We start from the raw sequence: 21,897 nt of genomic DNA, 5'->3' as shown, positions 1-21,897 counted from the left end.
GCAACGATGACCTCGCCCGCGCCCTGGTAACCGTCCTCGACGCGACTGGGAGCGCACCGGCTCTCTCGTCGTCGCCACCGAGCCCCACCAGGTCGCTTGGCTCGCCGAGGAGGCAGAGACGGCCGCCCGCCACGGGGCCGACACCGTCCTCCTCGACGCCGACGAGGTCCGCGCCGAGATAGACTCCACGACCTTCCTCGGCGCCGTCTGGAACAAGAGCGACACCGCGATGGTCAACCCGGCCCGCCTCGCCTGGGGTCTCAAGCGCGCCTGCCTCGACCTCGGCGTCTGCATACACGAACACACCCCGGCGCTCTCCCTCGACGAGCACGGCGCCGTCGTCTCCGTCGGCACTCCCTATGGCCGGATCACCGCCGCACGCGTCGCACTCGCCACCAACGCGTACCCCTCGCTGCTTCGCCGGCACCGCCCGTACACCGTCCCGGTCTACGACTACGCGCTGGTGACCGAGCCGCTGACCGAGGAGCAGCTTGCCTCGGTCCGCTGGCACAACCGGCAGGGCTGGGCCGACCCCGCCAACTACTTCCACTACGCCCGGATCACCACCGACCACCGCATTCTGTGGGGCGGTTACGACGTCGTCCACCACTTCCGGGGCGGGGTGAGCGCCGAGCACGACCGGCGCCCCGAGACCTACGCGACCCTGGCCCGCCACTTCTTCACGACGTTCCCCCAGCTGGAAGGCGTCCGCTTCAGTCACGCCTGGGGCGGGGCCATCGACACCAGCACCCGCTTCTGTGTCTTCTTCGATACCAGCCACCGCGGCAAGGTTGCCTACGCCGCCGGCTTCACCGGCCTCGGCGTAGGCGCCACCCGCTTCGGCGCCGAGGTGATGCTGGACCTCCTGGCCGGCGCGTCCACCCAGCGCACAGCCCTCGAACTCGTACGCCGCAAGCCCCTGCCCTTCCCGCCCGAGCCCTTCCGCTCGATCGGTATCGGCATCACCCAACGCTCCCTCGCCCGCGCCGACCGCAACCAGGGCCGCCGCGACCTCTGGCTACGCACCCTCGACCGCCTCGGCCTCGGCTTCGGCAGCTGACCGGAAGCTCTCGCCGCCCGGGCTGCGGCGGTGTGGGCGGCCACTTCCCGTACGAAGGCGGGTCGGGGCAGCGGTACCAACACGGGGGTTGGTACCGCTGCCCCGACCCGCCTTCAGCCTGCTCGCCCGCAGCGCTCGGTGTCGATCTCGGCGAGCGTGGCCTCGTTGTAGCGGGCCCCGTGGACGGTCGTGCCGTTCAGCACCCGTCCGGCCGCTTCGAGGGCCTCGCCGGGTACGTCGAGGTCGAGGACGGACAGGTTCTCCCGCAGGTGAGGAACCGACCGGGTCCCCGGAATGGCCACGACGTGGGAACCACGGGAGAGGACCCAGGCCAGGGCCAGCTGCGGCAGGGTGACGCCGGCACCGCCGGCGATCTTCTCCAGCTCGCTCCGCAGCGCCAGGTTGCCCGGATAGTGGCGCTCGTCGAAGCGGGGCATGCCCCGGCGGATGTCACCCGCGGGAAGAGCGCCGAAGTCCGGGGGTGCGGCGGTGAGGAACCCCCGGGCCAGCGGGCTGAACGCCACCAGGGCGACGCCGAGTTCACGGGCCGCCTCCAGGGTCCCCTGCTCGGGATTGCGCGTCCACAGGCTGTACTCGTTCTGCAGCGCGGCGATCGGGTGCACGGCGCGGGCCCGCCGCAGGGTCGCGGCGGACACCTCGGACAGGCCCAGGGCCCGCACCTTGCCCGCCTCGACGAGCCCGGCCATCGCCCCGACGCTCTCCTCCACCGGCACCGCCCGGTCGAGCCGGTGCAGGTAGTAGAGGTCGATCACGTCGGTACGCAGCCGGGCCAGCGCCTCGTCGACGGTACGCCGCAGGGTCTCCGGGCGGCCGTCGATGACGCGGCGGCCGTCGACGCCGGTCATGCCGCACTTGCTGGCCAGCACGATCCGGTCCCGGTGCCGGGCGAGCACCCGTCCGACCAGCTCCTCGTTGGCGCCGAAGCCGTAGAGGGCGGCGGTGTCGAAGAGCGTCACGCCCTCCTCCAGCGCCGTCAGGAGCAGCCGCTCGGCGTCCTCCGCAGAGGGCGCGACGCCGTAGGCGTGGCTCAGGTTCATGCAACCCAGGCCGACGGCCGGGACCTCGAAGGGCCCGATCCGGCGCGGGGACCATCCCGCGCCGGCCCGCGTCGGCGCGGTCACGAGCCCGCGGCGGCGGTGAGCTGCCGTTCCAGCGCCGCCAGCGTCCGGTAGCAGGGAAGGACCTGGGCGATGGACGCGTTCGGCTCGCGGCCCTCGCGGATCGCGGCGACGAACTCGCGGTCCTGGAGCTCGATGCCGTCCATCGACACGTCGACCCCGCTTACGTCGATCGGCTCGTCCTTGCCCGTGAACAGGTCGTCGTACCGGGCGATGTAGGTGCCGGTGTTGCCGATGTAGCGGAAGAACGTCCCGAGCGGGCCGTCGTTGTTGAACGACAGAGACAGGGTGCAGATGGCGCCGTTGGCCGCGCGCAGCTGGATCGACATGTCCATCGCGATGCCCAGCTCGGGGTGGATCGGGCCCTGGATCGCGTTGGCCTGCACGATCGGGGAGCCGGTCTGGTACGCGAAGAGGTCGACCGTGTGCGCGGCGTGGTGCCACAGCAGGTGGTCGGTCCAGGAGCGGCGCTCCCCGAGCGCGTTGAGGTTCTCCCGGCGGAAGAAGTACGTCTGCACGTCCATCTGCTGGATGTTGTAGTCGCGGGCCTCGATCCGTCGGTGCACCCACTGGTGGCTGGGGTTGAAGCGGCGGGTGTGGCCCGCCATCGCGACGAGCCCGGTGCGCTCCTGCGCCGACTGGCACGCCTCGGCATCGGCGAGGGAGTCGGCGAGCGGAATCTCGGTCTGCACGTGCTTGCCCGCGTCGAGGCAGGCCAGGGTCTGCGCTGCGTGCATCTGGGTGGGGGTGGCGAGGATGACGGCGTCGATGTCGTCCATCGCCAGCACCTCGTCCAGGGAGGCGACGGCGCGGCCCACGCCCTGCTCGGCGGCGAACTTCCGGGCCCCCTCCAGGCTGCCGCTCACGACGGCGGCCACCTCGACGCCCTCGATGCGGCGGAGTGCGGCCGCGTGCTTGGCGCCGAAGGCGCCGCCGCCGGCCAGGGCGATCCGCAGGGTTCGGTCGTCGGTCATGTCAGTTCTCTCCTTCGGCGGGCGCCTCGGCCCGGGGGTGGTTCTCCAGGATCAGGTGGCCGACGGCCGTGTTGGACGCGGGCACATGGTAAAAGCGGTGCTTGACCTCGACGGCGCCGTCCACGTCGCTCAGCGCGCCTCGGGCGATCAGCCACATGACCAGCTCGATGCCTTCCGAGCCGGCCTCCTCGACGTACTCCAGGTGCGGCACCTCGGCCAGCCCCGCGGGGTCGGCGATCAGCCGGTCCAGGAAGGCGTTGTCCCACTCGCGGTTGATGAGGCCGGCGCGCGGTCCCTGGAGCTGGTGGCTCATGCCGCCGGTGCCCCACACGTGCACCTTGAGGGGGCGGTCGTACGACTCGATCGCCTTGCGCAGCGCCTGGCCGAGCTTGAAGCAGCGGGCGCCGGAGGGGACCGGGTACTGCACCACGTTGACGTGGAACGGGATGACCTTGCAGGGCCACTTCTCGACGTCGCCGAACATCAGTGACAGCGGGACGGTCAGACCGTGGTCGACGGCCATCTCGTTGACGAGGGTGAGGTCGAAGTCGTCCCGGATGAGGGAGTGCGCGATGTGCGCGGCCAGGTCGGGATCGCCCTCGATGCCGGGCACGGGGCGGGGCCCGTAGCCCTCGTCGGCGATGGGGTACGAGGCGCCGGTGCCGAGGACGAAGGTCGGGATCATCGACTGGTCGAAGGCGCTGGCGTGGTCGTTGTAGACGAGGAAGATCACGTCGGGGACGTTCTCCCGCTCCCACGTCTTGGAGTACGCGTACCCCTCGAAGACCGGCTGCCAGTACGGCTCTTCGGTCTTGCCGTGGTCCAGGGCCGCGCCGATCGCCGGCACGTGCGAGGTGAAGACGGCGCCGGTGATCGTGGCGTGCTCGGCCGACGGCTCCGGGTTCGTGTACGCCGCGTCCAGGACGGCGTGGTCGATCCGGTTGCCCTCGACCGAGCGCCCGCCGCCGACCATCATGGCGCGGTACTCCTCCTCGGTCATGCCCGTCATCGAGCCGGCCATCTGCTGGAACGAGAACCCCAGCGTCGCACCCCACTTGGCGAGGAAGTAGATGTTGCCGCCCTCGCGCATCGCCGCGTTGAGGTCACGGTCGAGGAGCGCCTGCTTCTGCTCCTCTCGCAGCGGCCACGCGTCCAGGTAGGCGCGCTCGTCGGCGAGGAAGGCCGCGCGGTTCTCGGCCGTCATCAGCGACATGCAGAACTGGTTGAGGTGATAGCCCTTGGCGGACTGCTCGGCGTCGAAGATGGTCGTCCCCGGCACCAGCTTGTAGGTCTTGTCCAGTGACATGGTGGGCTTCCAATCGTACGGAGATCAGTCGGCGTCAGGCCAGTACAGGCGCGTCGGGTTGTCCACGAGGAGCTTGTGCCGGAGCTCCGGCGTGGGCGCGATGTGCGGGAGGAAGTCGACCAGGAGGCCGTCGTCGGGCATGTGGTCGGTGAGGTTGGGGTGCGGCCAGTCGGTGCCCCACAGCACCCGGTCGGGGAACTCCTCGACCACCCGCTGGGCGAACGGCACCACGTCCCGGTACGCCTCCTGCTCGCCGTCGAGGGCCGGTGGGCCGTCCACCGTCAGCCGCTCCGGGCAGGTCACCTTGCACCAGATGTCCGGCCGGGCCCGCAGGAAGTCCAGGAACGCCTCGAATTCGGGCCCGTCCGGGTCCTTGGTGACGTCGGGCCGGCCCATGTGGTCCACGACCAGCGGGACCGGGATCGACAGGAAGAAGTCCCGCAGGTCGGGCAGGTCGGGCGCCTCGAAGTAGACGACGACGTGCCAGCCCAGCGGGGCGATCCGTTCGACCACGTCCAGCAGGTCCTGGCGCGGCGCCGCGTCCACCAGCCGCTTCACGAAGTTGAACCGTACGCCGCGCACACCCGCCTCGTGCAGCTCGCGCAGCTCCTCGTCGGAGACGTCGGGGCGTACGGTCGCCACGCCCCGGGCCATGCCCTTCGACGCGCGCAGGGCATCGGCCAGGGCGCGGTTGTCGGCGCCGTGGCAGGTGGCCTGCACGATGACGTTGCGGGCGAAACCGAGGCGGTCGCGGAGCGCGAAGAGCTGGTCCTTGGACGCGTCGCACGGCGTGTACTTCCGTTCGGGCGCGTACGGGAACGCGGCGCCCGGGCCGAAGACGTGGCAGTGGGCGTCGACGGCGCCCTCGGGGAGCCGGAACCGCGGTCGGCTCGGGTCGGCGTACCAGTCGAGCCAGCCCGGGTTCTTCTCGAAGTCGGTCGTCATGGGTTCAGGTTCGTCCTCGTCAGTCCTCGTAGCGCAGGCCGAGTTCGGCCAGCGGGCCGCGCATGCCGTACATGTCCAGGCCGAGCTTCCCGGCGCGGAACTGCGTGCGCTTGCCCTCCTCGTTGGCCTCGCGAGCGGCCGATGCGGCGGCCACCTCGGCGGCCCGCTCGCGTGGCACCACGACGACGCCGTCGGCATCGGCGACGATCACGTCACCGGGGCGCACGAGGGCGTTGCCGCAGACGACGGGCACGTTGACCGAGCCGAGGGTGGCTTTGACGGTGCCCTTGGCGTTGACCGCGCGGGAGAAGACGGGGAAGTCCATGTCCTCCAGGTCGGTGACATCACGGACACCGCCGTCGATGACCAGGCCGACGCAGCCCCGGGCGCGGAAGGAGGTGGCGAGCAGCTCGCCGAAGAAGCCGTCGTCGCTCTCGGTCGTGCAGGCCGCGACGACGACGTCGCCTTCCCGGATCTGCTCGGCGGCGACGTGCAGCATCCAGTTGTCGCCGGGCTGGAGCAACACGGTCACGGCGGTGCCGCACATCCGGGCCTTCGGATGGGCCGGGCGCAGGTAGGGGCGCATCAGCCCGACCCGCCCCATGGCCTCGTGGATCGTCGCGACGCCGTACTTCGACAGCTCGGCGACGGCCTCGGGGTCGGCCCGGTCGACCGTGGTGCGGACGACGCCGATCTCGGTGTGTTCCATGGGTGCTCCTCCTGGGGTCAGCGGCCGGCCGCGGCGAGGCGGGCGGCGAGTCGGGGGTAGACGCGCAGGGCGTTGCCGGAGTAGACGGCGGCACGTTCCTCGTCCGACAGGTGCGGGGTGGCGTCGACGTAGCGCTTCGTGTCGTCGAAGTGGTGGCCGGTGCGCGGGTCGATGTCGCGGACGGCGCCGATCATCTCGCTGGCGAAGAGGACGGACCGGCTGGGGATCACGCGGGTCAGCAGGTCGACGCCGGGCTGGTGGTAGACACAGGTGTCGAAGAAGACGTTGTCGAGCAGCGTCTCCGGGTCCGGCCTGCCCAGCGCCATCGCCAGGCCGCGGAACCGGCCCCAGTGGTACGGGACGGCGCCGCCGCCGTGCGGGATCACGAACCGCAGCGTCGGGAAGTCGGCGAACAGGTCGCCCTGGACGAGCTGCATGAACGCTGTGGTATCGGCGTTCAGGTAGTGGGCGCCGGTGGTGTGGAAGGCCGGATTGCAAGACGTGGAGACGTGGATCATCGCGGGGATGTCGTACGTGGCCATCGCCTCGTAGAGCGGGTACCAGCTCCGGTCCGTCAGCGGCGGCGCCGTCCAACGGCCGCCCGAGGGGTCCGGGTTGAGGTTGACCGTCACCGCGCCGAGCTCCTCGACCGCGCGGCGCAGCTCGGGCAGGCAGGTGGCCGGGTCGACGCCGGGGGACTGCGGCAGCATCGCGCCCATCGCGAACCGGTCGGGGTAGAGCGTGCTGACCCGGTGGACCAGGTCGTTGCAGATCCGCGCCCACGTCGAGGAGACGGCGAGGTCGCCGATGTGGTGGGCCATGAAGCTGGCCCGCGGGGAGAAGATGGTCAGGTCGCTGCCCCGTTCGTCCATCAGGCGCAGCTGGTTGCCCTCGACGGCCCGGCGCAGGTCGTCGTCGGTGATGACGAGGTCGTCGGGGTCGGGCGCGTCCGCGGGGGAGCCGACGGCCGCGATCTGCCGGTCGCGCCACTGCGCCAACTGCGGCGGTGCGGTGGTGAAGTGACCGTGACAGTCGATGATCAAGGGAGGTCTCCTGGGGGTGTCGGGGCGGGATCCGGCCGGGACGTGGACGCGATCAGTCCTGGGCGCTGGCGGGCCAGCCGGTGTACTGCTCCGAGAGGTACGTCCGTCCTGCGCGCGTGCCCACCACGTTGTCGAGCTCGCCGAGCTGGCGCCGCAGGTCGAAGGCCGAGGCGCCGGGCGCGGTGTGGAGCAGCCGGGTCATCCAGTACGAGAAGTTCTGCGCCCGCCACACCCGCTGGAGGGCCCGCGGCTGATACGCGTCCAGCGCGGCCCCGCCCTCCCGACCGAGGGCCCGCAGCAGGACGTCGGCGAGGACCTTCACGTCGTGCATCGCCAGGTTGAGCCCGCGGGCGCCGGTCGGCGGCACGGTGTGCGCGGCATCCCCGGCGAGCACCATCGAGCCCCAGCGCATCGGCTCCTGCACGAACGACCGGAACCGCAGCACCGTCTTCTCGACGACGGGCCCCTCCTTCAGCCGGAAGCCGTCCTCACCGGCCACCCGCGCCTGGAGGGTCTCCCAGATGCGGTCGTCCGACCAGGCGTCGACGGACTCGCCGGGGCCGCACTGGAAGTACATCCGCTGCACGGCCTCGGTGCGCTGGCTGATCAGCGCGAAGCCGTGCTCCGAGTGGGCGTAGATCAGCTCGGGCGCGCTCATCGGCGCCTCGGCGAGGATGCCGAACCACGCGAAGGGGTACTCCCTGCCGTACCGCGTCCGCCGCTCCTCCGGCACCAGGTCGCGGCACATGCTGCGGGACCCGTCCGCGCCGACCACGTACCGCGCCCGGATCTCGTGCCGGGACCCGTCGGCCGCCGTGTACCGGACGCGCGGGGCGTCGGTGGTGATGTCGAGGACTTCGGTGTCCCTGACGCCGAAGTGGACCGTGCCGCCGTCGCGCTCCCGCGCGTCGGCCAGGTCGATGAACACGTCGGTCTGCGGGTAGAGCCACACCGACTCGCCCACCAGGGCCTTGAAGTGGATACGGTGCGCCCGGCCGCCGAACCGGAGCTCGGTGCCCTCGTGCTCGTGGCCGTCCCGCAGGATCCGGTCGGAGACACCGGTCTCGACCAGATCCCGGGCCACGTCGGCCTCCAGGATCCCGGCGCGCTGCGTCGTCTCGATCTCGCGCCGGGTACGGGTGTCGAGCACGATCGTCCCGACCCCGGCGCGCCCGAGCCGGTGCGCCAGCATCAGGCCCGCGGGACCGGCGCCGACCACGGCTACGGGGACCGAGGCGACGGTGTCGACGGGGGCATCGGCCATGGCAACTCCTGAGCGACTACGAACGTTCCGAACACCCCGAACGTTGACACCCGCTCCGATGCCGGGTCGCTGCCGTTTCCGTCAGGCGGAAGCCCGTCCCGATCCGGGACTTCAGGAAGTCGTACGGGTACGCCGGCCGAGCTCCTCCGAGATGCCGTGCGCGGCTCGCAGCAGCGGCTCCCGCAGCCGGCGCGCACGGCTCGCGCCCTGCGCCGTGATCACCACCCCCAGAGCGGCGCTCACCGGCCCGGCCCGCCCGATCCGTACGGGCGCGGCCACCGCGACCGTGCTCTCGGACAGCTGCCGGTCGCTGACGAAGACGTGCTCCCGGCGGATCCGGTCCAACTGCGCCCGCAGCGCCTTCGGATCGACGACCGTGTGCGGGGTCCACGCTCGCAGCGGCGCGTCGAGGACTTCCTCCTGGATCTCCTGCGGCGCGTACGCGAGGAGCACCCGGCCCATCCCCGTGGAGGCGATCGGGAAGCGCGTCCCGACCATCGTCAGCAGCTCCACCGAGCGGTGCCCGGCGATCCGCTCGACGAACACGAGCTCCGTGCCCTCCCGCACCGCGAGCTGGATGTTCTCGTGCGTGACCTCGTACAGGTCCTGCATGAACGGCAGCGCCACATCGCGCAGGATCTGGGTACGCGGGCAGCCGGAGGCGATCTCCCAGAGCCGCAGCCCCACATGCCACGACCCGTCCTCGGCCCGCTCCAGGATGCCCCAGCCCGCCAGTTCGGCCACCACCCGGTGCGTGGTGCTCAGGGCCAGACCCGTGCGCTGGGCGATCTCCGACAACGTCTGCGACGGGTGCTCGCGGTCGAAGGCCGAGAGGACCTCCAGGACCTTGCCGGCCGCCGTGCTCCGGGTTGTGCTCACGTCGCCAGTCTCGCAGACCGGCGTTGAGGCACGCGGTCGCGCGCCTTACCATCTGCCGGACACCAAGGAGGCGATGTGGACCGAGACATCTCTGGGCTGTCTTCGATGGCGACGCGGCCCGTGCTGGCCGAGCTGTCCGAACACATCCGGCTCGTTCACGGGCTCCCCGTACGGTTCGATTCCGCCGGCGGGGTCGAGATCGCGCGGCGGGTGCGCGAAGGCGCCGAGGCCGACCTGCTCGTCCTCGCCGACGGCGCACTGGCCGAGCTGGAGAAGGAAGGGCACATCCTCGAGGGCACGACGCGACCGCTGTGGATCTCGCAGGTCGTCGCCGCCGCGGCGAAAGGAACACCCGTCCCGGCACTCGGCTCGGAATCCGACCTGCGAGCCGCGCTGACGTCCGCGGAGGGGATCGCCTACTCCACCGGCCCCAGCGGCACGGCCCTCATCGATCTGATCACCCGGCTGGATCTCGCCGACACGCTGTCCGATCGGCTTGTCCAAGCGCAACCGGGGGTACCGGCAGGCAGCCTGCTGGCGTCCGGCCGAGCCGACCTGGCCTTTCAACAGCACAGCGAGTTGATGAACCTGCCGGGCGTCGTCGTCATCGGCCCCCTGCCAGGTGACACCGCCATCAGCTCGACGTTCAGCGGGGGTGTACTGACCGCCTCCAGCCGGCCGGGCCTCGCCCGCGAAGTCCTCGACCTCCTTGGCTCCGACGCGGCATCGAGGACCGCCCGCGCCAGGGGCATGCGGGCGGCTGGGGACTAGCGACCCGAGCCGGAGGTTCGTCGCTTCAGCTCTTGCCGGGCCGGCTCGGCGAACAACCTCCCGCAGGTTCGGCGATGACACGCTCGCTGGCATGGAGGGCAGGTGGACCCCGGGGCGGCGTAGTTGCGATAGGGACGGCGGAGGCCACCGATCTGCTGAAGCCGCAGTCCCAGGTGCGGGCACCCGGGATCGCGGGCTGCAGTCAGGCCACGATGTGACGGGCGAAGGCCAGGGTGCCGGTGAAGATCTCCTCCACCTGGGCGTCGGGAAGCCCGTGCCAGCCGTGATCGGCGCCGGGCACCGTCCGCAACTCGACCGGTGCCCGGGCTCCCTCCAGTGCCGCGGCGAGGGATTGGCTGTGTGAGCAGTGCACCATGGTGTCCTGCTCGCCGTGGACGAGGAGGAACGGTGGCGCGCCGGAGTGGACGTGGGTGAGGGGGCTGGCCGCGCGGGCATGCCCCGGGACGGCTGACGGGGCCGCGCCGAGCATGAGTGCCTCGGGAGTGGTGGCGTCCTCGGGGGTGAAGCGGCCTCGTGTGGCGGTCAGGTCGCTCGGTGCGTACCAGATCACGGCGCCCGCCAGTGGCGGATCGACGTGGGTCAGGGCGAGAAGCGAGGCGAGGTGTCCGCCGGCGGACTCTCCCCACACCACCGTGCGCGCGGTGTCGATGCCGAGTTCCGCGGAGCGCAGGGTGAGCCAGCGCAGTGCGGCGCGTAGATCGTCCAGCGGGGCGGGGAAGGTGGCCTCACCGCTGAGTCGGTAGTCGACGCATGCGACGGCGAGACCGGCAGCCGCGATGCGCGCGAAGGGCCCGGGACTCCAGTGGCGCGTGCGCATCCCCATGTCGTCGCGCCGGCCTCGTCGCCAGGCGCCGCCGTGCACGAACAGCACCAGAGGAAAGGGGCCGGTCCGGTCGTCCGAGGGCAGCCACAGGTCGAGTTCCAGGGGACGGCTGCCCTCGACATCGGCGTAGGGGACGCCGCGCAGTTCTCGTACGCCGGGCCCGCTCGGTGTGGCGGGCGGTAGGGGAGCGTGGTCCGGGTGGGGTGCGGCGATCAGTTCCCGCAGCGAGGGTCCGGTCGTTGTCATCGGGTCCGCCACTGGTGGTCGGGCAGGAAGCGTACGTCGTACTGCTCGGGGACACTGGCGAACTTGTGGGGTGCGGGAACGACCGGCTGGTGCGGCAGGCCGAGTTGCTCGGCAGGTGCGCCGAAATTCTCGAAGAACCGCTCGAAGGTGCCTCCAGGACCGGCGGCGACGCCGACGACCTGGCTGTGGTGGCGCTCCATGCGGTAGGCGTGGCGGCAGTTCTTCGGTACGAAGCCGAAGTCGCCGGGCGTGAGCAGCTTCTCCTGCTGGTTGCCCTCGGTGTCCTCGACGAACAGCCGGACCGCGCCCTGGGTGATGTAGAAGACCTCGTGGGTGTCGGTGTGCAGGTGGGCCGGGATGAGGTCGCCTTTGGGGCCCTCGACGGTGAAGAAGTTGAAGGTGTTCTCGGTCTGCTCCCCGCCCGCGTAGATGGTGATCAGGTCGCCGAACAGATGGGCGCGGTCCCCCTCTCCCTTCTCGATGAAGTAGGGCTTGCCCGGCTCCGCGGGTATCCGTGATGCCTGCCGGTAGCGGGTGGCGTACTCGATGGTCATGTGTCCTCCGGTGATCGGACTCCGCCAAGAATGTCAGGTAGCCTGACATGGGAGGGTGTCGATAATCAAGCGTTGGATGACGAGCCCGGCCCCATGGTGAGGAACAGATGCAGTCCACCCGCCGTAACCTCCCCCAGTTGCTCGGCGACGCCCGGCGCTGGTTCGAAGAAGGACTGCTGGCGGCCCTGGAAGCAGCCGGAGCCACGCCGGTGTCCCCGACGCAGGCCCAGCTCTTCGCCGTGCTGGACGACCAGGGCACCACGGTCTCCGAGCTGGCCCGGCGCATGGGCGTCACACGGCAGACCGCGCACCAGGCCGTGCACGGCCTCGTCGCCACCGGGCTGCTCCAACAAGTCCCGGACCCCGCCTCCGCCCGACAGCGCTTGATTCGCCGCACCAGTGAAGGAGAACGCGCACACCGTCAGGCCGGCATCATCCTTGACCGGCTGGAAGCGCAGCTCGCCGAGCGGATCGGCCAGGAGGCGGTCGATGCCCTGCGGGCGACGCTGGAAACTCCGTGGGGCCGGCCGCCCTCCCCGAGCTCGGAGTGAGGCTGCCACGACGGCACGCGCGGAATTAGGCCCCGGGCATGGCGACCGGCTGAGAGCTCCAACTGCTTGTCCCTCTGGTGGAGGGGTGCGTCGGAGCCATCAGAGGCGGAGCAGGCGCTCGGCGTTGAGGTGGCAGATCTTGGCGCGGTCGGGTTCGCTGATCGGGGCGGTCTCGATGAAGTGGACGGCTTCGTGGTTGCTTTCCAGGGGGTAATCGGTGGAGAACATGATGCGGTCGGCACCGAGCGCGAGCAGGCTGCCGAGTAGCGGGGCGTGTGCGCAGACCCCGCTGGTGGTGATCATGATGTTGTCGCGGATGTAGTCCGAGGGACGTGGCCTGGCCAGGCGGATGCCGCGCTGGTTGAGGAAGTCCCAGCGGCTGGCCAGGCGCCACAGGTGGCCGGGGAGTCCTTCGCCCATGTGGCCGAGGACGAGGTGGCATCGGGGAAGCGGTCGAAGACGCCTCCGAAGACGATCCGCAGGGCGTGGGTCGCGGTCTCCACGCCCCAGCTCCACATCGGCCCGATCAGTTCCTCGTGGCCGCGCAGGTTGTGCCACACGTCGTAGGAGCTGGCCGGGTGCAGGTAGATCGGTACGCCGAGGGCCTCGGCGCGCTCCCAGACCGGTCGGAACTTGGCCGCGTCCAGGTATTCGCCGTGCGTGTGGCCGTTGATCAGGGCACCCCGCAGGCCGAGTTGAGTGTCGCGCGCTCCAGCGGCGGCTCAGCGCATGGTCGATGGGCCGCGCGCAAACTGTCGCGAAAACTGTCGTTCACCATGCGGGGACCGCGTGCTCCTCGACCCGTGCGGTGGAGCGTCCCGCCCGCCGGGGCCGGTGCGGGCCCTCCGGGCCCGGCTCCGCGCTGCTCGCGTTCCGTGGCGCGGCCGTGACAGGGGGGTTTCGACGTCTCGACGTGGCCGCGACCTTCTTGCACACTGACCGCCACGGCTTTGGACGAGTCGCCCGGGGGTCGTCAGGCAGGCCGCTGCGGGCGGCCGCGTGACGGCCGACCGGAACGCACAGTCGGGAATCGGTGAGGGCGCCTTGGAAGACTCGCTCGTACGTGAGCCGCAGCATGCCGATGAGGTGCCTTCACCCGCGGCGGACGGAGGGGGCGCCGCCTCGATGACCCGTCGCCGCGGCTCCGAGTCGGCCACCGGGCCCGTGCTGGGCCGCGCCCTGCAGATCCTCGGGGCGTTCAGCGCGAGCTGCCCGGAGATGACGCTGAGTGAGCTGTCCCGGCGGTCCGGGCTGCCGGTGTCGACCGTGCACCGGATGCTCGGTGAGCTCATCGCCTGGGGAGCGCTGGAGCGCGGTGACAAGGGGTGCTACCGCGTCGGCCTGCGGCTGTGGGAGGTCGCCGCCCTCGCGCCGCGCGGACAGGGCCTGCGCGAGCGGGCGCTGCCGTTCCTGGAGGACCTCTCCCAGATCACCCGAGAGAACGTTCAGCTCGCGGTGCGCGAGGGGACGGAGGTGGTCTTCGTCGAGCGCATCGCGGGGTCCGGTGCGGTGCCCGTGCTGACGCGGGTGGGCGGGCGTTTCGCCCTCACGGCCACTGGCGTCGGGCTGGTACTGCTCGCGCACGCCCCCGACGAGGTGCAGGAGCAGGCGCTCGCCGGCCCCTTCGAGCGCTTCACGCCATGCACGGTCACCGATCCGCGGGAGCTGCGGCGCATGCTGGCCGAGGCGCGGACCCATGGCTATGCGGTCAGCGACCGCCAGGTCACGATGGACGCGCTGTCGGTCGCCGCCCCGGTGCACGGTCGTGGCGGTGGAGTGATCGCCGCAGTCTCGCTGGTGGTACGCCACGGCAGCACCTCCGCGCACGCGCTGGCCCGGCTCGTCTGTACGAGCGCCCGGGCGACCTCCCGCGCCATGATCACGTCGCAGGTCTGAACCCCGCCGTCCCGCGCCTGAGCTTCCGTACCGCCCATGCCGTGTGGCGAGCCGAGCCCCTGCGGCCCGGCCGGCGTTTCGCAGATGTTTCCCGGCATCCGGAAAGGCCCATGGTGACCCGAGGGCGCCGACGCCACGATGGTCCGCACCGGTCGACGCCCGGGCCCCGGTCCGCCGGGGCCGCACCCGCGCCCACTCCCCGTAGGCCCTTGCGGTGGGTGTCGACGACCTCCACGCAGTCGACAACGGAGTGCTGCCATGGTTCTGCCACCCTCTTCTCCCCATCCTTCCGGTTCTCCCCATCCTTCCGGAACCGTCCGGTGACCGGCCCTTCTCTGCGCGCCGCCCTCGACGAGGGGCCGATGAGCCGCTTCCAATGGGGCGCGATTGCGGTGTGCGTCCTGCTCAACATGCTCGACGGCTTCGACGTACTCGTCATGGCCTTCACAGGAAAAGCCGTGTCGGCGGAGTGGGAACTCAGCTCTTCCGAGCTCGGGCTGCTGCTCAGCGCGGGCCTCGTCGGCATGGCTCTGGGCGCCCTGTGCGTCGCCCCGTGGGCCGACCGGATCGGCCGCCGGCCGGTCATCCTCGGCTGCCTGGCGCTGGCCGCCGCCGGGATGCTGCTCTCCTCGGTCAGCCAGTCACCCGCCCAGCTCGGAGTGCTGCGCGTGCTCACCGGCGTCGGCATCGGAGGCGTCCTGGCGGACAGCAACGTCATCGCCGGCGAATACGCCTCCCGCCGCTGGCGCGGGCTCGCCGTCAGCCTCAACTCCACCGGCTACGCGGCCGGCGCCACCGTGGGCGGGCTGCTCGCGGTCGGCATGATCGGGGAGTTCGGCTGGCGTTCGGTCTTCCTGACCGGTGGCCTGGCCACCGCCGTCGCCGTCCCGCTGGCTTACTTCTGCCTGCCCGAGTCCGTGGACTTCCTGGCCTCCCGCAGGCCGAAGGGCGCCCTCGAGAGGATCAACGCCCTGGCCCGGCGCATGGGCCGACCGCCGCTGGAGAGCCTGCCCGAGCCCACCGCCGGACCGGCCGGAGTCGGGGCCGGATTCCGCGAGCTGCTCTCACCCGCGATGCGCCGCTCGACGCTGCTGCTGTGGTCCGCGTTCTTCCTCGTCATGGCCGGCTTCTACTTCGTGACCAGCTGGACGCCGACCCTGCTGGTCGAGGCCGGCCTGTCCGGCACCCAGGGCCTGACCGGCGGGACACTGCTCAACCTCGGCGGCATCTTCGGCGCGGCCGGGCTCGGGGCCCTCGCCGCCCGCTACGCGCTCCGCTCCGTCCTGATGGCCTACCTGATCACCACGGCCGTGATGCTGTCCGCCTTCATCGCCTCGACGTCCTCGCTGGGAGCGGCCTTCGCCCTCGGCGCGGTGATCGGCCTGTTCGCGAACGGCTGCGTGGCCGGTCTGTACGCCCTCACCCCGGCCACGTACGGCCCAGAAATCCGGGCCACCGGACTCGGCAGCGCCCTCGCGGTCGGCCGCATCGGCGCGATCCTCGCCCCGACCGTCGCGGGCGGCATGCTCGACGCCGGCTGGACCCCGCAGAACCTCTACCTGGCCGTCAGCCTGATCTTCATCGCCACATCGGCGCTCCTCCTGCTGCTGCGCCCCGCCACGGCAGCGCACACGGAGCCCGCCGCAGCGGCCCCGGCCGCCGGCACCGCGCACTGAACACCCCACTCCGGAAGGAAACGATCATGACTGCTTTCGTACGCGATCAGTGGTACGTCGCCGCCTACGGCCGCGAGGTCGGGCGCGAGCTGCTGGGGCGCACCGTACTGGGCGAGCCGATCCTGCTGTACCGCACCGAGGACGGCCGGCCGGTGGCGATGTCGGAGCGCTGTGTGCACCGGCGCTTCCCGCTGTCGCAGGCACCGAGCCGCCTGGACGGCGACCAAGTGGTGTGCGGGTACCACGGCTTCACCTACGGCACCGACGGCGGCTGCGTCTCCGTGCCCGGCCAGCAGCGCATCCCGCGCACCGCCCGGCTGAAGACCTACCCGGTGGTCGAACAGGACTCCTTCGTGTGGGTATGGATCGGCGACCGCGAGCCCGGGGACACTTTGCCGCCCCGCGCCCCGTGGATGGACTCGCCCGATTACACCGTCGTGTCGGGCATGGAGCCGATCGACAGCGACTACGGCCTGCTCGTCGACAACCTCATGGACCTGTCCCACGAGACCTACCTGCACGGCGGTTACATCGGCACCCCCGAGGTCGCCGAGACGCCCATCACCACCGAGGTCGACGACGCGGCCGGCATCGTGTACGTCAGTCGCCACATGGACGACGCGGAGTGCCCTCCGTTCTATGCGAAGTCCACGGGCATCAAGGGCCGGATCACCCGCTGGCAGGACGTCGAGTACCACGCGCCCGGTCTCTACCTGCTCCACTCGCGCGTCGCGCCGGACGGCGCGCCCGGGCCGAATTCGGACGGCAGCGACCCGCACGCCTTCCACGTGGAGGTCGTCTACGGCATCACCCCGTCGACGGAGAAGACGGTGTACGACTTCTGGGCCGTGGCCCGTGACTTCGCCCTCGACGACCAGGACGTCACCGAATTCCTGCGCGGCAACAATCACACGGTGGTCATGCAGGACGTCGTCGCCCTCAACGTGCTGCAGAAGTCCCTGGACACCGAAAAGGCCGGCTACCAGGAGCTGAGCATCAACATCGACACCGGCGGCGTTGCCGCCCGCCGCATTCTCGCCCGCCTGGCGCAGGAGGGGGCCGCGACGCCGGCCCCGGCGGTGGCCCGATGACCCCGCTCCACCCACCCGTCCTCTCCGGCGAGAACGTCCACCGCATCCACTGGGTGCTCGGTACCGACCGGCTGCTGGCCGTCTGTCACTGTGGTGCGCGGCGGGAGTTCGAGGACCCGGTGGAGCTGTGGGACTGGTTGCTGGGCCACCCCGAGGACCACCGCCCCGGCCTCACAAGTCCGCAGCGCACCGAGGTCGAGCTCGACCTGACCCTGGTGGGCAAGGAGCCCCTCGCCGAGGGCGTCGTCCGGCTCAGCCTGGCCCACCCCTCCGGCGAGCGGCTGCCCGCGTGGAGCCCCGGCGCCCACATCGATCTGGTGCTGGGGCCCGATCTGGTGCTGGGGCCTGACCTGGTACGGCAGTACTCGCTCTGCGGCGACCCGGGGGACACCTCCCTCCTCCACGTGGCCGTGCTGCGCGAGCCGCAGAGCCGGGGCGGCTCCCGCTACGTACACGACACGCTGGCCGAGGGCGACACGGTCCGGGTGCGCGGCCCCCGCAACCACTTCCCGCTGGTCGACTCCCCCCGCTACCTCTTCATCGCCGGCGGCATCGGCATCACGCCGGTCCTGCCGATGATCGCCGCCGCCGAGCGGCGGGGCGCCGACTGGCGGCTGGTGTACGGCGGACGCAGCCGCGCGACCATGGCTTTCGCCGGGCAGCTCGCCGAGGATCACCCGCACCGGGTGGAACTGTGCCCCCAGGACGAGACCGGCCTCCTCGACCTGGACGGGCTGCTCGGCAGCCCCGCCCCCGGCACCCTCGTCTACTGCTGCGGTCCCGAACCCCTGCTCGACGCGGTGGAGCGGCGATGTGCCTCCTGGCCGGAGGGCACCCTGCACATCGAGCGGTTCACGCCGAAGGCGCGGAAGGACGACGCCCCTTCGGCCTCCTTCGAGGTGGAACTCTCCCGGAGCGGCATCACGGTGACCGTCCCGCCGGACAAGACCGTCCTCCAGACGGTCGAGGAGGCCGGTGTGCAGGTCCTGTCCTCATGCCGGGAGGGCACCTGTGGCACCTGCGAGACCGCCGTCCTCGACGGGGTGGTGGACCACCGCGACTCCCTCCTCACCCCCGCCGAACAGGCACGCGACGACACGATGTTCATCTGCGTCTCGCGCGCCGCCTGCCCGCGCCTCGTCCTGGATCTGTGACCCACCGCCACCGACGGGGCCCACCGCATGACCCGAGACCGTGGCCGACCGCGGCCCCGTCGTCCGGCCGCCCACTACCGGGTAGTCGCGTGTGGCGCTCTCTCGGGACGGGCGCCCTCGGAGGGCGTGGGGATCACCGGGTCGGCGGGTCGGCGGCGCCGTGCCCACCGCGTACGGAGGGCCGTGGCGACCCGCTCGCCGAGGAGGATGCCCGCCAGTCCGCACAGGCTCAGCAGGGGCGGGGCGGGTGCAGCGACGTCCATGGCCCAGAAGACCGCGCCCATCACGGTTCCGGCGAGGAGGGAGACCCCCGCCCGGCGCGCGAACGCCACCGCACGGGCCCTGCGTGAGGCGGTCACAGGGCCCCCAGGGCGGCCTGGCTCAGCAGCATGCCGAGCAGGCCGCACAGCGCGACGGGCGGGGGAGCGGGAGCTTTCACTCGCAGTGCCACGTACAGGACTCCAACCACCATCCCGGCCAGCAGCACCTTCACGTATGCCATCAGGACCCAGCTCCCTACGAGAAAGCAACTTCCGTCAGGGTACCTGACATTGACTGTGGTGTGACGCGGGGTGCGTTGCCACCCGCCCCGATGCCGTCCGAGCGCTACAGCCCCTCGCCGTCGGCCGAGATCGCGCTCATCAGGCGGTCCAGGTGCGAGCGCATCACGGCGATCAGGTCGAACGAGCGCCCGCCGGCCAGCCACTGGAGTCGTAGTCCGGCGTCGAGCGCCGCGCACTCCCGGGCGATGTTCTCGTGGTCCAGGCCCGCTTTGAGTTCGCCGGACTCGGCGCCGGAGCGCAGGCGGTCCGCGAGTTCGCGTACGCCCTTTTCCTGCCAGTGGGAGAAGAACTCGTGCGCTGGGTGGTCCGGTGCGGTGGCCTCGGCGCCCCTCTTCGCGAAAGGAGCGGCTTGATGACACCGACGTCTGCCGGCCCCTCGCTCGACGCAGGCTCGTCCGACGACACCGCGAGATGGACCCCGCGACTGGTCGCCGTACTCATCGCGCTCATCTGGCCGCCCCGCTTGCCCACGCCAGGAATGCCACCTGCCCGCCGACGACATCGCGGACCTCGACGCCACAGCGGCCCGCATCGGCGTGCACGGCGACCGCTACAACGACGTCACATGGGCCTCGCTGGCAAGTGAGAAGGCCGCCTGTTGCCCGACGTCAATGGTTCCGGGAACAGATCGCCGCAGCGGTCGAACGGGACGCCCAAGGCAGCGGCCCACGAAATTGATCGGCGCTCCGGTCGATACCTCGTCGGCCACGAGTCGGCGGCCGAGGCCGCTGTCACGTTCCGGCGAGGCCGGGGCCTCTTGTCGACCGTGACGCTCATTTGACGCTCTGGGCTCAGGAATGGCGCCCACCGAGTCGAGAAACCGGCTTTGACCTGCGGTTTCTGTTGCCTTGTGCCCTGCGACATCTTTTCGATGACGCACCACGTGGAGTGCGTGGCGATCCTGGAACCCATCGCAAAGGCCGCCTGACCTGCGGTTTTGCCGATGTGCATGATGTGCGGTGCGGGCGTTATGGGCAATACCTTGACGCCGAAATGACGCCTGTGCCGCTCATGTGACGACGAGTTTTCGCTCGGGGGCTGCCGTCTTGACCTTGGACTTCTTGTTCGGCAGTGAGAGCCGGAAGACCTTGTGCCACGCGGAGAACACCTGCTTGGGCAGGGGCCCCGTGACGTAATCCAGCTCGTACTTCTCGAACAAGGCGCGTACCTTCACCGCGATCTCGGCGTACCGGTTGCTCGGCAGGTCCGGGAACAGGTGGTGCTCGATCTGGTGTGACAGGTTGCCGGTCATGAAGTGCATGGCCTTGCTGCCGCTGATGTTCGCCGAACCCATCATCTGGCGCAGGTACCACTGGCCGCGCGTCTCGCGCTCGATCGACCGGCGTTCGAAGACCTGCACGCCCTCGGGGAAGTGCCCGCACATGATCACCGAGTGTGACCAGAGGTTGCGGACCAGGTTCGCGGTAAACGTGGCGGCGAGCGTGCTGAGGAACGACGGGCCCGACAGCAGGGGGTGGACAACGTAGTCCTTGAGCACCTGCTTGCGGATCTTACGGCCGACGGCTTTGGCCCGCGCACGGAACTCCGGGTCCTTGCGGCGGTGCTTGTCCAGGTTGTTGCCGAGCTCCAGGTCGTAGGCGGCGATGCCGTACTCGAAGAAGCAGGCGTTGAGGAAGTTCCACAGCGGCTGGCCGAGGTGGAGCGGGTGCCACTTCTGGTCCTCGTCGACGCGCATGATGCCGTAACCGAGGTCGTTGTCCTTGCCGATCACGTTGGTGTACGTGTGGTGCAGCTCGTTGTGCGAGTGCTTCCACTGCTCGGCCGGCGAGACGTGATCCCAGTCCCAGGTAGTGGAGTGGATCTTCGGGTCCCGCATCCAGTCCCACTGGCCGTGCAGGACGTTGTGGCCGATCTCCATGTTCTCCAGGATCTTCGCCACGGACAGACCGGCGGTGCCGATCAGCCATGCGGGCGGGAAGGCCGAGAACAGCAGCACGCCCCTGCTGGCCAGTTCGAGCCCCCGCTGGGCGGAGATGACCTTTCGGATGTAGGCGGCGTCCTTTTCGCCGCGGGCGGCGATCACCCCGTCGCGGATCGCGTCCAGCTCTCGGCCAAGCTCTTCGATCTGCTCCCCGCTCAGGTGGGCGGTGGGGTCAATGGCGGTCAAGGTTCTCCTACCGTTCGATGTCGCAGGGGCCCGCCGCGGCGGACACGCAGGTCTGGATGAGGACGCCCGGCTCTGCCTCGGTGATCTCGCCGGTGCGCAGGTCGCGGACGGCCCCCGCCTTGAGCGGTGTGACGCAGCCGTAGCAGATGCCCATGCGGCACCCGGACGGCATGAGCACGCCGGCCTCCTCGCCCACGTCCAGCAACGGCGTGGCGCCGTCCGCGTCGACGATCTTGCCGGTGGTGCGGAACGTGACCTCGCCGCCGTCCCCGGAGACGACGACGCTGGGGCGGAAGCGTTCGGTGTGCAGGCGCTCTTGGACGCCCTGCTCGGTCCAGTGCGCCTCGGCGGCGTCGAGCAGGCCCGCGGGTCCGCAAGCCCAGGTCTCCCGCTCGGCCCAGTCGGGCACGAGCTCGTCGAGGCGGGCGATGTCGAGCATGCCGTCCGTGGCGGTGTGCAGCTCGGTGAGGCGCAGCTTCTTCTCCGCGACCAGGTCGTGCAGATCGTTGCGGAAGATCACGTCTTGTGGCCGCGGTGCGGAGTGCACCATGACGACGTCGTCGAACTCGGTGTCGCGCAGCATGCCCATCACCGGCGTGATGCCGCTGCCGGCCGTCAGATAGAGCACCTTGGCGGGTTTGGGCTTGGGCAGCACGAATTCACCGGTCGCCTGGTCGAGCCGGATCAGCGTGCCCGGTTGCGCCCTGCGGACCAGGTGGTTGCTGACCTTGCCGCCCGGGATCGCCTTCACGGTGATCGTGACGCGGCCGTCCCGGCGGTCCGTCGGTGAGGTGAGCGAGTAGGCACGCCACAGGCGTACGCCCTCGACGTCGACCCCGATGCGCACGTACTGACCGGCCGTGTGGCCGCGCCACCCCCGCCCCGGTCTGATCACGAGGGTCGCGGCGTCACCCGTCTCGGGGTGCACTGCCTCGATGCGCCCGCGCAGTTCAGCGCCCGCACGCAGCGGACTGACCAGGTCGAGGTAGTCCGACGGCAACAGCGGCGTCGTGACCGTCTCCAGCAGTTTCCACGCCCTGCCGCGGAGGGCCGCACTCCTCATGACTCCACCTTGATGCGCCTCAGGGCGTAAAGTCCTGTCCC

The 21,897-nt window shown here is 70.8% G+C and carries 21 protein-coding genes and 2 pseudogenes; 7 read left to right on the top strand and 16 right to left on the bottom strand.

The annotated features are described in order from the left end of the window. Window positions 1-43 precede the first annotated feature (43 nt). Window positions 44-1,060 (top strand): annotated as a pseudogene (locus DWB77_RS09705) (NAD(P)/FAD-dependent oxidoreductase); the annotation flags it as partial. Window positions 1,061-1,173: 113 nt separating this feature from the next. On the opposite strand, the gene DWB77_RS09700 reads toward DWB77_RS09705, so the two are convergent. From DWB77_RS09700 to DWB77_RS09665, 8 genes are all read right to left on the bottom strand, one after another. Continuing rightward, window positions 1,174-2,202: an aldo/keto reductase gene (locus DWB77_RS09700; protein WP_120720865.1), complete on the bottom strand. Its 1,029-nt coding sequence runs from the start codon at window positions 2,200-2,202 to the stop codon at window positions 1,174-1,176. After that, window positions 2,199-3,173 (bottom strand): Gfo/Idh/MocA family oxidoreductase, encoded by a 975-nt coding sequence (locus tag DWB77_RS09695; protein WP_120720864.1) that lies wholly within the window; start codon window positions 3,171-3,173, stop codon window positions 2,199-2,201. Before DWB77_RS09695 ends, DWB77_RS09700 begins: the two co-directional genes overlap by 4 nt. 1 nt (window position 3,174) lies before the next feature. Then, the gene (gene ligA / locus DWB77_RS09690) at window positions 3,175-4,479 is read right to left on the bottom strand and encodes a protocatechuate 4,5-dioxygenase subunit alpha (RefSeq protein WP_120720863.1); all 1,305 of its coding nucleotides are present in this window, start codon (window positions 4,477-4,479) and stop codon (window positions 3,175-3,177) included. Between the two features lie 24 nt (window positions 4,480-4,503). Beyond that, window positions 4,504-5,424 carry an amidohydrolase family protein gene (locus tag DWB77_RS09685; protein ID WP_120720862.1) on the bottom strand — a complete coding sequence of 307 codons (921 nt, stop codon included), beginning with the start codon at window positions 5,422-5,424 and terminating at the stop codon, window positions 4,504-4,506. A gap of 19 nt (window positions 5,425-5,443) precedes the next feature. Next, window positions 5,444-6,133 (bottom strand): 4-carboxy-4-hydroxy-2-oxoadipate aldolase/oxaloacetate decarboxylase, encoded by a 690-nt coding sequence (ligK, locus tag DWB77_RS09680; RefSeq protein ID WP_120720861.1) that lies wholly within the window; start codon window positions 6,131-6,133, stop codon window positions 5,444-5,446. Between the two features lie 17 nt (window positions 6,134-6,150). Further along, complete coding sequence (locus DWB77_RS09675; protein WP_120720860.1) at window positions 6,151-7,176, bottom strand: amidohydrolase family protein; 1,026 nt, start codon at window positions 7,174-7,176, stop codon at window positions 6,151-6,153. A 52-nt stretch (window positions 7,177-7,228) separates the two neighbouring features. Further along, window positions 7,229-8,440, bottom strand: a complete 1,212-nt coding sequence (locus tag DWB77_RS09670; RefSeq protein ID WP_120720859.1) for a 4-hydroxybenzoate 3-monooxygenase — start codon at window positions 8,438-8,440, stop codon at window positions 7,229-7,231. A gap of 111 nt (window positions 8,441-8,551) precedes the next feature. Further along, entirely contained in the window at window positions 8,552-9,319 is a 768-nt protein-coding gene (locus tag DWB77_RS09665; protein WP_120720858.1) for an IclR family transcriptional regulator, read from the bottom strand. A gap of 105 nt (window positions 9,320-9,424) precedes the next feature. On the opposite strand from DWB77_RS09665, the gene DWB77_RS09660 reads away from it, so the two are divergent. Next, window positions 9,425-10,090, top strand: coding sequence for a substrate-binding domain-containing protein (locus DWB77_RS09660; protein ID WP_246033479.1), 666 nt, complete (start codon window positions 9,425-9,427; stop codon window positions 10,088-10,090). A 202-nt stretch (window positions 10,091-10,292) separates the two neighbouring features. On the opposite strand, the gene DWB77_RS09655 is transcribed toward DWB77_RS09660, so the two are convergent. Further along, window positions 10,293-11,180, bottom strand: a complete 888-nt coding sequence (locus tag DWB77_RS09655; protein ID WP_120727591.1) for an alpha/beta hydrolase — start codon at window positions 11,178-11,180, stop codon at window positions 10,293-10,295. After that, entirely contained in the window at window positions 11,177-11,734 is a 558-nt protein-coding gene (locus DWB77_RS09650; RefSeq protein WP_120720856.1) for a quercetin 2,3-dioxygenase, read from the bottom strand. The genes DWB77_RS09655 and DWB77_RS09650 overlap by 4 nt, the downstream gene beginning before the upstream one ends. A gap of 107 nt (window positions 11,735-11,841) precedes the next feature. On the opposite strand from DWB77_RS09650, the gene DWB77_RS09645 reads away from it, so the two are divergent. After that, on the top strand, window positions 11,842-12,285 hold the full coding sequence (locus DWB77_RS09645) for a MarR family winged helix-turn-helix transcriptional regulator (RefSeq protein WP_120720855.1): 444 nt from the start codon (window positions 11,842-11,844) through the stop codon (window positions 12,283-12,285). 99 nt (window positions 12,286-12,384) lie between these two features. Here DWB77_RS09645 and DWB77_RS09640 read toward each other — a convergent pair. Then, a pseudogene (locus DWB77_RS09640) lies at window positions 12,385-12,932 on the bottom strand (amidohydrolase family protein). 478 nt (window positions 12,933-13,410) lie between these two features. Here DWB77_RS09640 and DWB77_RS09635 point away from each other — a divergent pair. The 4 genes from DWB77_RS09635 to DWB77_RS09620 all read left to right on the top strand — a co-directional run bounded on the left by DWB77_RS09635 (window position 13,411) and on the right by DWB77_RS09620 (window position 18,102). Further along, the gene (locus tag DWB77_RS09635) at window positions 13,411-14,181 is read left to right on the top strand and encodes an IclR family transcriptional regulator (protein ID WP_120720854.1); all 771 of its coding nucleotides are present in this window, start codon (window positions 13,411-13,413) and stop codon (window positions 14,179-14,181) included. A gap of 320 nt (window positions 14,182-14,501) precedes the next feature. Next, entirely contained in the window at window positions 14,502-15,857 is a 1,356-nt protein-coding gene (locus DWB77_RS09630; protein WP_216826843.1) for an MFS transporter, read from the top strand. A 26-nt stretch (window positions 15,858-15,883) separates the two neighbouring features. Next, window positions 15,884-16,948: an aromatic ring-hydroxylating dioxygenase subunit alpha gene (locus DWB77_RS09625; protein WP_120720853.1), complete on the top strand. Its 1,065-nt coding sequence runs from the start codon at window positions 15,884-15,886 to the stop codon at window positions 16,946-16,948. Continuing rightward, the gene (locus tag DWB77_RS09620) at window positions 16,945-18,102 is read left to right on the top strand and encodes a PDR/VanB family oxidoreductase (RefSeq protein ID WP_120720852.1); all 1,158 of its coding nucleotides are present in this window, start codon (window positions 16,945-16,947) and stop codon (window positions 18,100-18,102) included. Before DWB77_RS09625 ends, DWB77_RS09620 begins: the two co-directional genes overlap by 4 nt. 74 nt (window positions 18,103-18,176) lie before the next feature. Here DWB77_RS09620 and DWB77_RS09615 read toward each other — a convergent pair whose 3' ends face one another. The 5 genes from DWB77_RS09615 to DWB77_RS09590 form a co-directional block, all read right to left on the bottom strand. After that, entirely contained in the window at window positions 18,177-18,461 is a 285-nt protein-coding gene (locus DWB77_RS09615) for a DUF1427 family protein (protein ID WP_162952488.1), read from the bottom strand. Then, complete coding sequence (locus tag DWB77_RS09610) at window positions 18,458-18,604, bottom strand: DUF1427 family protein (protein WP_120720850.1); 147 nt, start codon at window positions 18,602-18,604, stop codon at window positions 18,458-18,460. The genes DWB77_RS09615 and DWB77_RS09610 overlap by 4 nt, the downstream gene beginning before the upstream one ends. A gap of 104 nt (window positions 18,605-18,708) precedes the next feature. Continuing rightward, on the bottom strand, window positions 18,709-19,185 hold the full coding sequence (locus DWB77_RS38415; protein WP_216826842.1) for a TetR family transcriptional regulator C-terminal domain-containing protein: 477 nt from the start codon (window positions 19,183-19,185) through the stop codon (window positions 18,709-18,711). A gap of 489 nt (window positions 19,186-19,674) precedes the next feature. Then, window positions 19,675-20,793, bottom strand: a complete 1,119-nt coding sequence (locus tag DWB77_RS09595; RefSeq protein WP_120720849.1) for a fatty acid desaturase family protein — start codon at window positions 20,791-20,793, stop codon at window positions 19,675-19,677. 7 nt (window positions 20,794-20,800) lie between these two features. Further along, on the bottom strand, window positions 20,801-21,856 hold the full coding sequence (locus DWB77_RS09590) for a ferredoxin reductase (protein ID WP_120720848.1): 1,056 nt from the start codon (window positions 21,854-21,856) through the stop codon (window positions 20,801-20,803). Window positions 21,857-21,897: the final 41 nt, after the last annotated feature.

The sequence above is a fragment of the Streptomyces hundungensis genome, assembly GCF_003627815.1.
Taxonomy (GTDB): Bacteria; Actinomycetota; Actinomycetes; order Streptomycetales; family Streptomycetaceae; genus Streptomyces; species Streptomyces hundungensis_A.
This window is presented reverse-complemented; position numbering and strand designations above follow the sequence as displayed.